The following is a 14,915-nucleotide window of genomic DNA, read 5'->3' as shown; positions in this document are numbered from 1 at the left end:
TCCGATGAAACACGCCTTCCTGCATCGCGCGGCGCGCTTCGCGCCCGTGCTGATCCTCTGCCTCGCCCCCGCGCTCGCGTATGCGCAGGCGAACGGCCTGCCCGCGTTCAACGCGAGCCCGGGCCCGCACGGCGGCACCACGTATTCGCTGAGCGTGCAGACGATGCTGCTGCTCACGATGCTGTCGTTCCTGCCGGCGATGCTGCTGATGATGACGAGCTTCACGCGCATCATCATCGTGCTGTCGCTGCTGCGCCAGGCGCTCGGCACCGCGACGACGCCGCCGAACCAGGTGCTCGTCGGCCTCGCGATGTTCCTCACCTTCTTCGTGATGTCGCCGGTGCTCGACCGGGCGTACAACGACGGCTACAAGCCGTTCTCCGACGGCTCGATGCCGATGGAGCAGGCGGTGCAGCGCGGCGTCGCGCCGTTCAAGACCTTCATGCTGAAGCAGACCCGCGAGACCGATCTCGCGCTGTTCGCGAAGATCTCGAAGGCCGCGCCGATGCAGGGGCCCGAGGACGTGCCGCTGTCGCTGCTGGTGCCGGCGTTCGTCACGAGCGAGCTGAAGACCGGCTTCCAGATCGGCTTCACGGTGTTCATCCCGTTCCTGATCATCGACATGGTCGTCGCGAGCGTGCTGATGTCGATGGGGATGATGATGGTGTCGCCGTCCACCGTGTCGCTGCCGTTCAAGCTGATGCTGTTCGTGCTGGTCGACGGCTGGCAGCTGCTGATCGGCTCGCTCGCGCAGAGCTTTACGTAAGCCGCGGAGGAACACGCACGATGACGCCCGAACAAGTGATGACGCTCGCGCACCACGCGATGATGGTCGGCCTGCTGCTGGCCGCCCCGCTGCTGCTGGTCGCACTCGCGGTCGGCCTGGTCGTGAGCCTGTTCCAGGCCGCGACGCAGATCAACGAGGCGACGCTGTCGTTCATCCCGAAGCTGCTCGCGGTCGCCGCGACGCTCGTGATCGCCGGCCCGTGGATGATGACGACGATGCTCGACTACCTGCGGCAGACGCTGCTGCACGTCGCGACGCTCGGCGTCGGCTGAGCCGCGCGCACCACCCGGCGACGATGTTCTCGGTTACCTACGCGCAGCTCAACGGCTGGCTCACGGCGTTCCTGTGGCCGTTCGTGAGGATGCTCGCGCTCGTCGCGACCGCGCCCGTCGTCGGCCATGCGGCGGTGCCCATCCGCGTGAAGATCGGCCTCGCCGCGTTCATGGCGCTGGTCGTCGCCCCCACGCTCGGCGCGATGCCGGACGTCACCGTGTTCTCCGCGCAGGGCATCTGGATCGTCGTCATGCAGTTCCTGATCGGCGTCGCGATGGGCTTCACGATGCAGATCGTGTTCGCGGCGGTCGGGGCGGCCGGCGACTTCATCGGGCTGTCGATGGGGCTCGGCTTCGCCACCTTCTTCGATCCGCACACGAGCGGCGCGACGCCCGCGATGGGCCGCTTCCTGAACGCGATCGCGATGCTCGCGTTCCTCGCGGTGGACGGTCACCTGCAGGTGTTCGCCGCGCTCACCGCGTCGTTCCAGTCGCTGCCGGTGTCGGCCGACCTGCTGCACGCGCCCGGCTGGCGCACGCTCGCGTCGTTCGGCACGACGGTGTTCGAGATGGGGCTGCTGCTCGCGCTGCCGGTGATCGCGGCGCTGCTGATCGCGAACCTCGCGCTCGGCATCCTGAACCGCGCGGCGCCGCAGATCGGCGTGTTCCAGGTCGGCTTTCCCGTCACGATGCTCGTCGGGCTGTTGCTCGTGCAACTGATGATCCCGAACCTCGTGCCGTTCGTGGCGCACCTGTTCGACATGGGGCTCGACGCGATGGGGCGGGTGCTGACGGGCTGGCGCTGAGCGCGGGTCATTCGTCCCGACGTACAGGCGTTGCCTCGACCGAGTCATCAAGATTTCGTGTGGGTTCAGGGGCCGTTCATCCGGCCAATTGGCGACGAATCTACGGATTGACCCGGGAACAATGCGTTCGCGTTAGATGAGGATACTTGCCAGCGTGTTGCGGGCGGCATGGGCGGTGGCGACGACCAAAAAGGGACGACCACCAGGGTAATCACGCAGCACGAAGACCGTTGCGAAAATCAGCCCGCCCCATAAAGCGACTGCCACGTACAGGATGCTGTAGCCGTGCGTTGCACCGAACACAAGAGTGGAAACACCGATCGCTGACCAAACGTTCCCTCCGAATGTGCGGCGAAGCAACCGAATGGGAAGCCACTGGAAGAGAAATGTTTCCACTATTGGTGCAGCGAGCGAGCCAACAAACAGGCGCATCAATAGGTCGTACTTCACTATCTCAGGCAGCGCACCGGAGGACGGGCTGAATGGTAATCCGAACACAAATTGGCCACCCCAGACAAAAACACCAGCGACGTATGTGAGAACGCAAGTCAGAAGCGCGGAAACGAGTACCGGGCTATGCGAGATAGTGCGAATCACGCTGTTATCAGGGCAGTCTTTAATAGTCGACGACGATGAGATCGACCGGGGAGCGAGTCAATGCGTCAATCAGCCCCTCCCCGCTATTGCAGCAATGCGAGATGAGGAAATCCGGTTCCCATTGAGGCAGACGCTTCAGCATTTCGATTACGACCGGATGGTCGTCGGCAATGGCGATGGTGGTTAGACTCATTGGATCGTCGAAATGAAATATCAAGTCAGAAAGCGAACCGAACAGATTATGAGAAATCAGAGGCGGCACGTTGCGCAACGCGATGCGTCCTCGTCGACCAAGGCTATTGTCGTGATGTCATGCTTCCGTAGTTGATCTGGGCGCAATGGATGATCCTCTTCGTGCTTGCCAAAGCGTAATGCCGAGAAATCAGCATAGATAGGCCTATTGCCATTCCAACCTCCGGCGCAATCCGGCTGGGGGGCGCTCTTCGAGCATTCGCGTCGGATTCGTGGAAAACCCCTAAAGGAACCGCCAACCCGCGAAAGGTTGCAGAAGGTTTCGCCTCCCTATACTCGTCGTGACGATGCATCAAGCATCGCGCCATACGAATACAACGAAGGAGACGATCCCGATGCGACCCATCCTGCGCACCCTCGCCATTGCAGCCAGCCTCAGCTGCGCGCTCGCCGCTCACCCCGCTTTCGCCGACGACGGCGGCAAGATCACGATCATGGTCGGCGGGATCGCGAAGCTGATCTACCTGCCCGCGCGGCTCACGCAGGAACTCGGCTACTTCAAGGCCGAAGGGCTCGACGTCGAGCTGCTGTCGCAGCCGGCCGGCGTCGACGCCGAGAACGAACTGCTGGCAGGCGCCGTGCAGGGCGTGGTCGGCTTCTACGACCACACGGTCGACCTGCAGAGCAAGGGCAAGGACGTGAAGGCGATCGCCGTGCTCTGCCAGGTGCCGGGCGAAGTCGAGATGGTGTCGACCAAGGCCGCGCCGACCTTCAAGTCGATGGCCGACGCGAAGGGCAAGACGCTCGGCGTGACGGGCCTCGGCTCGTCGACCAGCTTCCTCACCCAATACCTTGCGCTCCAGCACGGCGTGCAGTCGACCCAGTACACGATGCTGCCGGTCGGCGCCGACGCGAGCTTCATCGCAGCGATCAAGCAGGGCCGTATCGACGCCGGCATGACGACCGAGCCGACGGTGTCCGCGCTCGAGAAGATGGGCGACGCGAAGGTGCTGGTCGACCTGCGCACGCTCGAAGGCACGCGCGCCGCACTCGGCGGCACCTACCCGGCCGCGAGCCTGTACGTGCAGTCGGCGTGGGCCGATTCGCACAAGGATCAGGCGACCAAGCTCGCGCACGCGTTCGCGAAGACGATGCAGTTCATCCACACGCACAGCGCCGACGAGATCGCCGCGAAGATGCCGGCCGACTACCAGAAGGACAAGGCGCTGTACGTGAGCGCGCTGAAGGCGTCGCTGCCGATGTACACGGCCGACGGCAAGATGCCGGCCGATGGCCCGGCCACCGTGCTGAAGGTGCTGTCGGCGTTCAACCCGTCGGTGAAGGGCAAGCACATCGACCTGGCGCGCACCTACACGAACGATTTCGTGAACGCGAAGTAATCGAACTCGGCAGTCGCGCCGGCGGCGGCGATCCCGCCGCCGTGCGCGCCCCGTTCCGGCCCGGTTGACCGGCCCGGCGCCGCCACGCTGCGACGCTCTCCTCACCCGCAGGATCAATGCGATGAACCAGGCAGTCTCCCCGAGCACACCGGCGATCGAGTTTCGCAACGTGTCGTGCCGCTTCATTTCGCCGGAAGGCAAGGCCACCGTCGCGCTGCGCGACTTCAGCATGAGCGTCGCGCGCGGCGAGTTCATCGCGATCGTCGGCCCGACCGGCTGCGGCAAGTCGACGACGCTGAACCTGATCACCGGGCTGCTCAAGCCCGCAACGGGCGAAGTGCGCGTGATGGGCCGTCCGGTCGACGGGATCGACCCGCGCATCGGCTTCGTGTTCCAGGCCGACGCGGTATTCCCGTGGCGCAACGTGATCGACAACGTCGCGGCGGGCCCGCTGTTTCGCGGCCGCTCGAAGGACGTCGCGTACACGCAGGCCGAGGAATGGATCCGCAAGGTCGGCCTCGACAAGTTCACGAAGCACTACCCGCACCAGCTGTCCGGCGGGATGAGAAAGCGCGTCGCGCTCGCGCAGACCTTCATCAACCAGCCGGAAATCCTGCTGATGGACGAGCCGTTCTCCGCGCTCGACATGCAGACGCGCACGCTGATGCAGGACGAGCTGCTGCAGCTCTGGTCGGCGAACAAGGGCTCGGTGGTGTTCGTCACGCACGATCTCGAGGAGGCGATCGCGCTGGCCGACCGCGTGTTCGTGCTGACCGCGCGGCCCGCCACGCTCAAGCGCGTGTACGAGATCGACCTGCCGCGCCCGCGCGTCACGTCGGAGATCCGCTACGACACGCGCTTCATCGAAATTTCCAAGGACATCTGGCACGACCTGCGCGAAGAAGTGCAGATCGGCTGACGCATACGCTCAAGGCAAGGACCGCAAGGACAGGAGCATGACCGACATGACGCTTCCCCCCACCGCCATTCCGGCAACGACGCTCGAGGACGAGTCGCGCGCCGCTCAAACCCGCCTGCGCCGCCGCCGGCAACTGATCATCGGCCTGCGGATCGCCGTACTCGTGATCGTGCTCGGCGGGTGGGAACTCGCCGCACGGCTGAAGTGGATCGATCCGTTCTTCTTCTCGCAACCGACGCTGATCTTCGCGCAGATCCAGGACTGGTTCGTCAACGGCACGTCGCAGGGCCCGCTGCTCACGCAGGTGTGGGTCACGCTCGAGGAAACCGGCATCGGCTTCGTGATCGGCTCGGTGGCCGGCGTGATCTGCGGGATCGTGCTCGGCCGCAACAAGCTGATGGCCGACGTGTTCGGCCTGTACATCCAGATCGCGAACTCGATTCCGCGCGTCGTGCTCGGCTCGATCTTCGTGATCGCGCTGGGCCTCGGGATGGCGTCGAAGATCGCGCTGGCCGTCGTGATGGTGTTCTTCGTCGTGTTCGGCAACGCGTTCCAGGGCGTGCGCGAAGCCGACCGCTACCTGATCGCGAATGCGCAGATCCTCGGCGCGTCGCGCCGGCAGATCACCACGTCGGTCGTGATCCCGTCCGCGCTGAGCTGGATTCTCGCCAGCCTGCACGTGAGCTTCGGCTTCGCGCTGGTCGGGGCGGTCGTCGGCGAATTCCTGGGTTCCAAGCAGGGCATCGGCCTGCTAATCTCCACCGCCCAGGGCGCGTTCAACGCGAGCGGCGTGTTCGCGGCGATGATCGTGCTGGCGGTGGTTGCGCTGGCCGCCGACTACCTGCTGACGTGGCTCGAGAAGCGGCTGCTGAAGTGGCGCCCCGCGGCGTTCTGAACGCCGCAGACGGACGCCTGACATGACACCCCCGACCGCGCCGGCGCTCCCGGCGCGGTTCGGCATTTCGGAGAAGGAGCGCAACAGGATGGCGCACAGCCTGCGCGGACGGCTGCTGTGGTGGCTGCTGCTGCCGCTCGCGGTGTTCGTGCTGATCGCCGGCGCGATGTCGTACGACACCGCGCGGACCACGGCCGCGCTCGTGCAGGACAGCGCGCTCGTCGCGTCCGCGCGCACGATCGGCGAGGACGTCGAATGGCGCAACGGGCTGCCGGTCGCCGACGTGCCGCCGGCCGCGCTGGAGATCTTCGAATCGCCGTCGCGCGATTCGGTGTTCTACAAGGTGATCGACGGCCACGACCGCCTGCTCGCGGGCACGCCGGCGCTCGACGTGCCCGCGCGGCATGGCGTCGAGCCGACGCTGTACGACACGTCGCTCGACGGCGTGCCGTTGCGCGCGGTGGCCTACGATCGCCAGCTGTACGACGAGGGGCAGATCGAGACGGTGACGGTGGTCGTCGCGAAGACGACGCGTTCGCACGGCGCGATGGTCGCGACGATCTGGCGGCCGCAGCTGGTGCGCCTGTCGCTGATGCTGATGCTCGCGATGGGGCTCGTGTACCTCGGCCTCACCTTCGAGATGCGCCCGCTGATGCAGCTGAAGGACGACGTGGCCGACCGCGGGCCGATGGAGCTGGAGCCGATCCGCCCCGAGCGGCTGCAGCACGAACTGCGGCCGATCGTCGACGCGATCAACCAGTGCATCGCGCGGCTCAATACGCATACGGCCACGCAGCGCCGCTTCATCGCGGATGCCGCGCACCAGCTGCGCACGCCGATCGCGGTGCTCGACACGCAGATCCAGTACGCGCAGCGGCGCGGGCACGACGATCCCGAGCTCGCATCGGTGCTCGACAGCATGCAGCGCAGCAGCCGCAAGATGGCCGACGTGACCGACAAGCTGCTCCTGCTCGCGCATGCGGAGGCGACGCCGTCGACGCTGCTGACCCATCGCGTCGATCTCGCGGCCGTGGTGTCGAGCGTGCTCGAGGAAACGATCGTGCTCGCGCAGCGGCGCGATATCGATCTCGGGGCCGACCTCGGCGAACGGCTCGACGTCGCGGGCAGCGACAGCCTGCTGACCGCGCTGGTGATGAACCTCGTCGACAACGCGGTGCGCTACACGCAGCCCGGCGGCTGCGTGACGGTCTGCGGCCGCCGCGACGGCGACGCGATCGTGCTCGACGTGGTCGACAACGGCCCCGGCATCCCGGCCGAAGCGCGCCCGCACGTGTTCAAGCGGTTCTACCGCGTGTCGGCCGACACCGAAGGCTCGGGCCTCGGGCTCGCGATCGTCCGCGAAATCGCGCAGGCGCACGGCGGCAGCGTGTCGCTCGCGCCGGGGGCCGGCAATCGCGGTATCGTCGTGACTGTACGGCTGCCCGCCTACGAATGAAGAGAACGCCGTCATGAAACTCCTGCTGGTCGAAGACAACGCCGAACTCGCGCACTGGATCGTGAACCTGCTGCGCGGCGAGGATTTCGCGGTCGATTCCGTCGGCGACGGCGAGCGCGCCGACACGGTGCTGAAGACCGAACGCTACGACGCGGTGCTGCTCGACATGCGCCTGCCCGGCATCAGCGGCAAGGAGGTGCTTGCGCGGTTGCGGCGCCGCAACGACAACGTGCCGGTGCTGATGCTGACCGCGCACGGCTCGGTGGACGACAAGGTCGACTGCTTCGGCGCGGGCGCCGACGACTACGTCGTGAAGCCGTTCGAATCGCGCGAGCTGGTTGCGCGGATTCGCGCGCTGATCCGCCGGCAGGCCGGCGTCGGCACGACGCAGCTCGTGTGCGGCGATCTCGTCTACGCATTCGGCACGCGCGAATTCCGCTGCGGCGAAACGGTGCTCGCGCTGCGCCGCCGCGAGCACGCGATCCTCGAAACGCTGATGCTGCAGCAGAACAAGACGGTGTCGAAAGCGCGCCTGATGGACAGCGTGTTCGCGCTCGACGACGAACCGAGCGCCGACGCGATCGACATCTACATCCACCGGCTGCGCAAGCATCTCGCGGGCAGCACGGCCGAGATCATCACGCTGCGCGGGCTCGGTTACATCCTGCGCATGAAGAGCACGCAGGACTGACGGGCCGCGTAGCGAGCCCTGAATGCCGATTCGTAGCACGAAACGTCATCGATGCATGCCGGCGCCCCCGGCTTCCGCCTGCCTGCCCGATCCGTGATGGTTGCGCGTTCGGTGTTTTCACCGATCCGATTCTTTCCTCCGGGAAAGCGTCGTGAAGGATTGCCCCCTCTACGATGTTATGCGTCGGCCCTCTCGCTGTGGCCGGCAAGAGTCGGCATACATTGCGTACTGCCAACGACCAGATTCCAATGCGGCAGCTCGGAGGAGACGATCTTGAAACGAAAAACCCTTGCCCTTTCCATCGCGGCGGCTGGCCTGTGCGCCGGCACCCAGGCGCATGCGCAGTCGAGCGTGCAGCTCTACGGCCTGATGGACCTGAGCTTTCCGACCTACCGGACCCACGCCGACGCGAACGGCAAACACGTGATCGGCATGGGCAACGAAGGCGAACCGTGGTTCAGCGGCAGCCGCTGGGGCCTGCGCGGCGCTGAAGACATCGGCGGCGGCACGAAGATCATCTTCCGCCTCGAAAGCGAATTCGTGGTCGCGAACGGCCAGATGGAAGACGAAGGCCAGATCTTCGACCGCGACGCGTGGGTGGGCGTCGAGGACGAGCGCTTCGGCAAGCTGACGGCCGGCTTCCAGAACACGATCGCCCGCGATGCGGCCACGATCTACGGCGATGCGTACGGTTCCTCGAAGCTGACGACCGAGGAAGGCGGCTGGACCAACTCGAACAACTTCAAGCAGATGATCTTCTACGCGGCCGGCCCGACCGGCACGCGCTACAACAACGGCGTCGCGTGGAAGAAGCTGTTCAGCAACGGCATCTTCGCGAGCGCCGGCTACCAGTTCAGCAACTCGACCTCGTTCGCGACCGGCTCCGCGTATCAGGCCGCGCTCGGCTACAACGGCGGGCCGTTCAACGTGTCGGGCTTCTACAACCACGTGAACCACAACGGCTTCCGGAACCAGACGTTCTCGGTCGGCGGCAACTACACGTTCGACATCGTGCGCCTGAATGCCGGCTACTTCCGCTACAACGGCGACCAGGGCCCGCTCGGCCAGCGTCACGACGATTCGTGGACGGTGTCGATGAAGATCGCGCCGAAGGGCGCGCTCGACTACGAGCTCGGCTACCAGCAGATGCGCATCAAGAACGCCGCGAACAACGCGGACGGCTTCACGCCGAACGCCAACCTCGGCGCGTTCAGCCTGACCAACGGCGTCGCCAACGGCTTCAAGGAGACGATCTACGGGTCGGTGTTCTACCACCTGAGCAAGCGCACCGAGGTGTACCTGGCCGGCGACTACATGAAGCTGCATGGCGGCTACACGGTGTCGTCGACGTTCGGCGCGAAGAACCAGCTCGAACTGACGTCGGGCATCCGCACGCGCTTCTGACCTGAAACGGGGCCAGACGGGCCCCGCCGCACCTCCGTCCGGGATTCTCCATGCGGGCACGCCGGCGCTTGGCGCCGACCGTGCCCTTTTTTTGTCCTTTCCCGAGCGCGCCCGGGACGCCTGCCAGGCGCCCGCCCGTCGGCCATGCGACAACCGGCCCGAAGCCGCTGGCGGCCCGTCCGGCGGGCAATCGCGGCCGATGCCCGCACGCTCGCCCCACATCGGCGCTTGACCTCGGCCGGGTGACTCGATAGCGTTTCGGGTTTGCCCGGGTGGCCGTTGCCGCCGGGGCCGTGAGTGCGCCCGATGTCCTGGCGCGCGCGGCCGGGCTCCGATGGAAAAGACGATGCAGAAACTCGATGCGGCCAGCCCGCAGGCGATGTCGACGGATTTCACCGCCGACAACGTCGCGCGCCTGAAGGCGCTGTTCCCCGAACTCGTGACCGAAGGCCCGGACGGCGCGTCGGTCGACGTCGACGTGCTGAAGGCGCTGGTCGGCGACCGCACGGTCGGCGACGCCGACGAGCGCTACGGCTTCCACTGGCACGGCAAGCGCAGCGCGCGCCAGGCCGCGCTCACGCCGTCGACGGGCACGCTGCGGCCCTGCCCCGACGACAGCGTCGCGTGGGACGACACGCGCCATCTCGTGATCGAGGGCGACAACCTCGACGTGATGAAGCTGCTGCACAAGAGCTACGCGGGCAAGGTGAAGCTCGTCTACATCGACCCGCCGTACAACACCGGCAGCGATTTCGTCTATCCGGACGACTTCAGCGACAGCATCCGCCACTACCTGGCGATGACCGGGCAGACCCACGGCGGCGTGAAGCGCAGCACCAACACCGAAGCGAACGGCCGGTTCCACACCGACTGGCTGAACATGATGTATCCGCGCCTGAAGCTCGCGCACGCGCTGCTGTCCGACGAAGGGCTGATCGCCGTGCACATCGACGAGCATGAGGTGCACGCACTGGTGCTGATGCTGCGCGAGATCTTCGGCGAGGAGAACGAGCTGGGCGTGGCCGTGTGGGACAAGCGCAACCCGAAGGGCGACGCGCGCGGCGTCGCATACCAGCACGAATCGCTGGTGCTGTTCGCGCGCAACGCCGAGACACTGCTCGAACAGGCGCCGCTCAAGCGTCCGAAGCGCAATGCGCAGCGCATGCTCGACGCCGCGCACGACGCCGTCTACCGCAGCGGCAACGCGAAGGACGCGCAGAAGGCGTACCGCGCATGGATGAAGGCGCAGACCAACCTGTCCGGCGGCGAGGTGATGTACGACCGGCTGTCACCGGAAGGCCGCGTGTACCGCCTCGTGTCGATGGCCTGGCCGAACAAGAAGAAGGCGCCCGAAGAGTATTTCACGCCGCTGATCCACCCGGTCACCGGCAAGCCGTGCGCGATGCCGGCGCGCGGCTGGCGCAACCCGCCCGCGACGATGCAGGCGCTGATCGAGCGCGGCCAGATCGAATTCGGCGCGGATGAAACCACGCAGCCGCAGCGGATCTACTACCTCGACGAGAACATGTACGAGAACGTGCCGTCGGTGCTGCCGTTCGCCGGCTCCGACGACGCGTTGCTGAAGACGCTCGGCATCCCGTTCGACCTGCCGAAGCCGGTCGATTTCGCGGCCGCCGTGATCGGCTGGTGCACGCGCGGCGACGACATCGTGCTCGACTGCTTCGCCGGCTCCGGCTCGACCGGCCACGCGGTGATGCAGGTGAACGCGACCGACGGCGGCGCGCGCCGCTACATCCTCGTGCAGCTGCCCGAGGCGCTCGACCGCCGCGACAAGACGCAGACGGCGGCCGCCGACTTCTGCGCGAAGCTGAAGAAGCCGCTGACGCTCGCCGAAATCACGAAGGAACGCCTGCGCCGCGCCGCGCAGCAGGTCGCGCGCGACTATCCGGAAAGCTATGGCGACCTCGGCTTTCGCGTGTACCGGCTCGACACGACCAACGTGATCGAGTGGGACCCGCGCCGCGACGACTTCGACCACGCGCTCTTCGCGTCCGTCGAGCACGTGAAGACCGGCCGCACCGAGGACGACCTGCTCGCCGAGCTGACGCTGAAGCTCGGCCTCGACCTGTGCACGCCGGTCGAGCATCACCAGGTGGCGGGCAAGACCGTGCACCTGATCGGCCGCGCGATCGTCGCGTGCTTCGATGCGCGCATTTCGCGCGACGACGCGGGGCCGCTGGCCGACGGCATCGTCGACCTGCTCGATGCGACCGGCACGACGCACGACGTCACGTGCCTGTTCCGCGACAGCGGCTTCGTCGACGACGTCGCGAAGCTCAATCTCGCCGCGCTGCTCGAACAGCACGGCGTGAAGCGCGTGCGGAGCCTGTGATGCGGCTGCATTTCGAAGCGGATCTCGACTACCAGCGCGAGGCGATCGACGCCGTCTGCGACCTGTTTCGCGGCCAGGAATCGTATCGCGGCGACTTCAGCGTGCTCGCGAACGCCGCGCCCGGCACGACGGCCGCCGCGCAAGGCTCGCTCGGCTTCGCGGTGTCCGAGCAAGGCGTCGGCAACCGGCTGTCGCTGACCGACGACGCGCTCGCGCGCAACCTCGCCGACGTACAGCTGCGCGGCGGGCTGCCGCCGTCCGGCCTGCCCGGCTCGCGCGACTTCACCGTCGAGATGGAGACCGGCACCGGCAAGACCTACGTGTACCTGCGCACGATCTTCGAGCTGAACCGCCGCTACGGCTTCACGAAGTTCGTGATCGTCGTGCCGTCGATCGCGATCAAGGAAGGCGTGCACAAGACGCTCTCGATCACCGAGGATCATTTCCGCGCGCTGTACGCGGGCGTGCCGTACGACTACTTCCTGTACGACTCCGCAAAGCTCGGCCAGGTGCGCCACTTCGCGGCGAGCGCGGCGATCCAGATCATGGTGATGACGGTGGCCGCGATCAACAAGAAGGAAATCAACAACCTCTACAAGGACAGCGAGAAGACCGGCGGCGAGAAGCCGATCGACCTGATCCGCGCGACGCGGCCGATCGTGATCGTCGACGAGCCGCAAAGCGTCGACGGCGGGCTCGAAGGCCGCGGCCGCGAAGCGCTCGCCGCGATGGCGCCGCTCTGCACGCTGCGCTATTCGGCCACGCACGTCGACCGCCACCACATGGTGTACCGGCTCGACGCGGTCGACGCGTACGAGCGCAAGCTGGTCAAGCAGATCGAGATCGCGTCGGCGATCGTCGAGGATGCGCACAACAAGCCGTACGTGCGGCTCGTGGGCGTGTCGAACCGGCGCGGCGCGATCAGCGCGCGCATCGAGCTCGACGTCGCGACGACGGCCGGCGTGAAGCGCCAGATCGTGTCGGCCACCGACGGCGACGATCTCGAACGCCTGACCAAGCGCGCGCTGTACGCGGGGCTGCGGATCGGCGAAGTCCATGCGGTGAAGGGCGCCGAATACGTCGAGCTGCGCCATCCGGAAGGCGAGGCGTTCCTGTCGCTCGGCGAGGCGTTCGGCGACATCGACACGCTCGCCGTGCAGCGCGAGATGATCCGCCGCACGATCCGCGAGCATCTGGACAAGGAACTGCGCCTCGCCGAACGCGGCGTGAAGGTGCTGTCGCTGTTCTTCGTCGATTCGGTCGAGCGCTATCGCCGCTACGACGAAAACGGCATGCCCGCGAAGGGCGACTACGCGCTGATCTTCGAAGAGGAATACGCACGTGCGGCACGCGTGCCGGCCTACCGCGCGCTGTTCGACGGCGTCGACGTCGCGCTCGAAGTCGGCCGCGCGCACAACGGCTACTTCTCGATCGACCGCAAGGGCGGCTGGACCGACACGAGCGAAAGCAGCGCCGCGGCGCGCGAGAACGCAGAGCGTGCGTACGGCCTGATCATGCGCGAGAAGGAAGCGCTGCTGTCGTTCGACACGCCGCTGAAGTTCATCTTCTCGCACTCGGCGCTGAAGGAAGGCTGGGACAACCCGAACGTGTTCCAGATCTGCACGCTGCGCGACATCCAGACCGAGCGCGAGCGCCGCCAGACGCTCGGCCGCGGGCTGCGCCTTGCCGTCGACCAGGACGGCGAACGCGTGCGCGATCCGGGCGTGAACACGCTCACCGTGATCGCGACCGAACGCTACGAGTCGTTCGCGGAGAACCTGCAGAAGGAAATCGAGGCCGACACGGGCATCCGTTTCGGCATCGTCGAGGAACACCAGTTCGCGGCGCTGCCCGTGCAGGAAGGCGACGGGCCCGCGCATGCGCTCGGCGTCGAGCTGTCGCGCGTGCTGTGGAACCACCTGCACGAGCAAGGCTACGTCGACGCGCAAGGCAAGGTGCTCGACCGGCTGAAGGATGCGCTGCGCCAGAGCGCGCTGGTGCTGCCGGAGGCGTTCGAGGTGCTGCGCGCGCCAATCGTCGCGACGCTGCGCAAGCTGTCGGGCCGCTTCGCCGTGCGCAACGCGGACGAGCGCCGTGCGATCGCGCTGCGGCGCGATGCGTCGGGCAAGGCCGTCGTGTTCGGCGAGGATTTCCGCGCGTTGTGGGACCGCATCCGCCATCGCACCGTGTACCGCGTCGAGTTCGACAACGCGAAGCTCGTGCGTGACTGCGCGGCCGCGCTGCACGACGCGCCGGACATCGCCCGCGCACGGCTGCAGTGGCGCAAGGCCGAGATCGACATCGGCAAGGCCGGCATCGAGGCGATCGAGGTGGCCGGCGCCGGCACGGTGCTGCTCGACGAAGGCGAGCTGCCGCTGCCCGACCTGCTCACCGAACTGCAGGACCGCACGCAGCTCACGCGCCGTTCGCTGGCGACGATCCTGGCCGACAGCGGCCGGCTCGAGGATTTCCGCGTGAATCCGCAGCAGTTCATCGCGGTCGCGGCCGATGCGATCAACCGCTGCAAGCGGCTCGCGCTCGTCGCGGGCATCGCGTACCACAAGCTCGGCGAGCGCCATGTGCATGCGCTCGAATCGTTCGAGAGCGAGGCGCTGACCGGCTATCTGCGCAACCTGCGGCCCGATGCGCAGAAGTCGATCCACGAGGCAGTCGTATGCGAGACGGACGCGGAACGCGCGTTCGCCGATGCGCTCGAGGCGCACGACGGCGTGAAGCTGTACGCGAAGCTGCCTGCATGGTTCCGCGTGCAGACGCCGCTCGGCAGCTATCACCCGGACTGGGCCGTGCTCGCGGAACAGGACGGCGGCGAACGGCTGTACTTCGTCGTCGATACGCCGAATGCGGACGGCCACGTGCCGAGCGAGCACGAGCGGGCGAAGCTCGCGTGCGGCGAAGCGCACTTCCGGGCGCTGGTGGACGGCGACGGCGCGGCGCGCTTCGTGCGCGTGAGGCAGGCGGACGCTTTGTTTGAACCTGCAGTGCCCCTGGCGAGCGCCGGGCGCTGAAACGAAGGGCGGCGATGAGCCGCCCTTTTTTATCGGCTTTCTCGACGCGGCCCGGCGCGCTCGCCATGCGCGCGCCTTGCGCCGATTTCCGGTCTGTTACCCGCGTGTAAGCGATCC

At 66.8% G+C, this 14,915-nt stretch carries 13 protein-coding genes; 11 read left to right on the top strand and 2 right to left on the bottom strand.

Translation table 11 applies throughout. From position 1 onward, the window contains the following. Window positions 1-4 precede the first annotated feature (4 nt). From fliP to fliR, 3 genes are read left to right on the top strand one after another with little or no spacing between them, the layout of a single operon-like run. On the top strand, window positions 5-766 hold the full coding sequence (gene fliP, locus CFB40_RS00150) for a flagellar type III secretion system pore protein FliP (protein ID WP_046550042.1): 762 nt from the start codon (window positions 5-7) through the stop codon (window positions 764-766). Window positions 767-786: 20 nt separating this feature from the next. Beyond that, on the top strand, window positions 787-1,059 hold the full coding sequence (gene fliQ / locus CFB40_RS00145; protein WP_039351961.1) for a flagellar biosynthesis protein FliQ: 273 nt from the start codon (window positions 787-789) through the stop codon (window positions 1,057-1,059). Window positions 1,060-1,082: 23 nt separating this feature from the next. Continuing rightward, the gene (gene fliR / locus CFB40_RS00140) at window positions 1,083-1,865 is read left to right on the top strand and encodes a flagellar biosynthetic protein FliR (RefSeq protein ID WP_089430389.1); all 783 of its coding nucleotides are present in this window, start codon (window positions 1,083-1,085) and stop codon (window positions 1,863-1,865) included. 132 nt (window positions 1,866-1,997) lie between these two features. On the opposite strand, the gene CFB40_RS00135 is transcribed toward fliR, so the two are convergent. Further along, the gene (locus tag CFB40_RS00135; RefSeq protein ID WP_256976493.1) at window positions 1,998-2,462 is read right to left on the bottom strand and encodes a CPBP family intramembrane glutamic endopeptidase; all 465 of its coding nucleotides are present in this window, start codon (window positions 2,460-2,462) and stop codon (window positions 1,998-2,000) included. 19 nt (window positions 2,463-2,481) lie between these two features. Continuing rightward, window positions 2,482-2,733 (bottom strand): response regulator transcription factor, encoded by a 252-nt coding sequence (locus tag CFB40_RS00130; RefSeq protein WP_179255026.1) that lies wholly within the window; start codon window positions 2,731-2,733, stop codon window positions 2,482-2,484. Between the two features lie 316 nt (window positions 2,734-3,049). Between CFB40_RS00130 and CFB40_RS00125 the strand changes: the two genes are divergently transcribed. The 8 genes from CFB40_RS00125 to CFB40_RS00090 all read left to right on the top strand — a co-directional run bounded on the left by CFB40_RS00125 (window position 3,050) and on the right by CFB40_RS00090 (window position 14,798). Beyond that, window positions 3,050-4,054 (top strand): ABC transporter substrate-binding protein, encoded by a 1,005-nt coding sequence (locus CFB40_RS00125; protein ID WP_089430481.1) that lies wholly within the window; start codon window positions 3,050-3,052, stop codon window positions 4,052-4,054. Between the two features lie 121 nt (window positions 4,055-4,175). Continuing rightward, a complete protein-coding gene (locus CFB40_RS00120) occupies window positions 4,176-4,973 on the top strand; it encodes an ABC transporter ATP-binding protein (protein WP_039351969.1) in 798 nt (265 codons plus the stop codon). 37 nt (window positions 4,974-5,010) lie between these two features. Continuing rightward, a complete protein-coding gene (locus CFB40_RS00115; protein ID WP_089424115.1) occupies window positions 5,011-5,868 on the top strand; it encodes an ABC transporter permease in 858 nt (285 codons plus the stop codon). Window positions 5,869-5,956: 88 nt separating this feature from the next. After that, complete coding sequence (locus tag CFB40_RS00110) at window positions 5,957-7,324, top strand: sensor histidine kinase (protein WP_089430388.1); 1,368 nt, start codon at window positions 5,957-5,959, stop codon at window positions 7,322-7,324. Between the two features lie 13 nt (window positions 7,325-7,337). Next, window positions 7,338-8,015: a response regulator gene (locus CFB40_RS00105; RefSeq protein WP_041492705.1), complete on the top strand. Its 678-nt coding sequence runs from the start codon at window positions 7,338-7,340 to the stop codon at window positions 8,013-8,015. A gap of 273 nt (window positions 8,016-8,288) precedes the next feature. Beyond that, window positions 8,289-9,419, top strand: a complete 1,131-nt coding sequence (locus tag CFB40_RS00100) for a porin (protein ID WP_089424113.1) — start codon at window positions 8,289-8,291, stop codon at window positions 9,417-9,419. A gap of 334 nt (window positions 9,420-9,753) precedes the next feature. After that, window positions 9,754-11,772, top strand: coding sequence for a site-specific DNA-methyltransferase (locus CFB40_RS00095; RefSeq protein WP_089430387.1), 2,019 nt, complete (start codon window positions 9,754-9,756; stop codon window positions 11,770-11,772). Next, window positions 11,772-14,798, top strand: coding sequence for a type III restriction-modification system endonuclease (locus CFB40_RS00090; RefSeq protein WP_089430386.1), 3,027 nt, complete (start codon window positions 11,772-11,774; stop codon window positions 14,796-14,798). Before CFB40_RS00095 ends, CFB40_RS00090 begins: the two co-directional genes overlap by 1 nt. Window positions 14,799-14,915: the final 117 nt, after the last annotated feature.

It is taken from the genome of Burkholderia sp. AU31652 (assembly GCF_002223155.1).
Classification (GTDB): Bacteria; Pseudomonadota; Gammaproteobacteria; order Burkholderiales; family Burkholderiaceae; genus Burkholderia.
This window is presented reverse-complemented; position numbering and strand designations above follow the sequence as displayed.

Excerpts from the sequence above, each read along its gene's own strand:
- CFB40_RS00090 (WP_089430386.1), top strand. The coding sequence starts at position 11,772 with ATGCGGCTGCATTTCGAAGCGGATCTCGACTACCAGCGCGAGGCGATC.
- CFB40_RS00125 (WP_089430481.1), top strand. The coding sequence starts at position 3,050 with ATGCGACCCATCCTGCGCACCCTCGCCATTGCAGCCAGCCTCAGCTGC.
- fliR (WP_089430389.1), top strand. The coding sequence starts at position 1,083 with ATGTTCTCGGTTACCTACGCGCAGCTCAACGGCTGGCTCACGGCGTTC.
- fliP (WP_046550042.1), top strand. The coding sequence starts at position 5 with ATGAAACACGCCTTCCTGCATCGCGCGGCGCGCTTCGCGCCCGTGCTG.
- CFB40_RS00120 (WP_039351969.1), top strand. The coding sequence starts at position 4,176 with ATGAACCAGGCAGTCTCCCCGAGCACACCGGCGATCGAGTTTCGCAAC.
- fliQ (WP_039351961.1), top strand. The coding sequence starts at position 787 with ATGACGCCCGAACAAGTGATGACGCTCGCGCACCACGCGATGATGGTC.
- CFB40_RS00115 (WP_089424115.1), top strand. The coding sequence starts at position 5,011 with ATGACCGACATGACGCTTCCCCCCACCGCCATTCCGGCAACGACGCTC.
- CFB40_RS00095 (WP_089430387.1), top strand. The coding sequence starts at position 9,754 with ATGGAAAAGACGATGCAGAAACTCGATGCGGCCAGCCCGCAGGCGATG.
- CFB40_RS00110 (WP_089430388.1), top strand. The coding sequence starts at position 5,957 with ATGGCGCACAGCCTGCGCGGACGGCTGCTGTGGTGGCTGCTGCTGCCG.
- CFB40_RS00105 (WP_041492705.1), top strand. The coding sequence starts at position 7,338 with ATGAAACTCCTGCTGGTCGAAGACAACGCCGAACTCGCGCACTGGATC.